Genomic DNA, 761 nt, shown 5'->3' with positions numbered 1-761 from the left:
GTGCTGTAGCCGCCCCATCCCCACTGGTTCTTCAACTCGTCGAAGCCGTTTTCGCAATCGGCGCGATCGCGATACAACTGTCCCATCTGCCCGGCCTCGTGCGCCGTATTCGTGACGAGAACGGCGTACTCCCACAGCTTGGCGGGGCCGTTTGTATCGATCAATGCAAGGCTTGCCTGACGTGCCTCCGGCTTGGCGTTCTTCTTCGATACGGCCCGTGCGCGTTTGCCTTTCGGCAGCTCCGCCAGCAAGCTGCCGCGCACCGCGTGGCGCATCACGACGACCCGCCGCGCGCGGGTCCAGCCGGCCAGTTTCAGCATGTCCTCACACGCCTCCCAGCCTTGGCCGGCGTCATCCCAGTCGCTACGCCCCCATTGGCGCTCGATGAGCCGTTTCACGTTAGGGCTTTGCTTGAGCTTGAACAAATAGGCCTGTTCGATCGCCTCAAGTTCGCACATCACCCCTTCGTTGCCGAACGCGCAGTCGCCGCGCACCATTTTCGGACGCTGCGCGGCAGGCAGGCCGGTGACCAGTTCGATCAGGCCAGGCAGCGTTTTGGCGGCGCTGTGCGATTTGCCGCTCTGGACCTGGGCCTGCAACACCAGCCGCAAGTTGGCGACCCAGTAAGTGTGGATCGCGTGGCTGGGCCGGCCTGGCTTGTGCGGGTTGTAGCTCACCTCGGCGCCGCTCTGGTGGCCGAACAGGGTCTTGATGGTCGTGTCGATGTCCAGTATCCAAGGCGTATCCAGAGCGTGCCGCAC

Annotated in this window: 1 protein-coding gene; it reads right to left on the bottom strand. The window is 63.9% G+C overall.

Annotated elements, in window-relative coordinates; genetic code table 11:
- The coding region (locus tag PO883_RS34695) for a transposase (RefSeq protein ID WP_289313833.1) at positions 1-761 on the bottom strand (761 nt) is incomplete at both ends.

The organism is Massilia sp. DJPM01 (assembly GCF_030348125.1).
Taxonomy (GTDB): Bacteria; Pseudomonadota; Gammaproteobacteria; order Burkholderiales; family Burkholderiaceae_D; genus Telluria_A; species Telluria_A frigida.
This window is presented reverse-complemented; position numbering and strand designations above follow the sequence as displayed.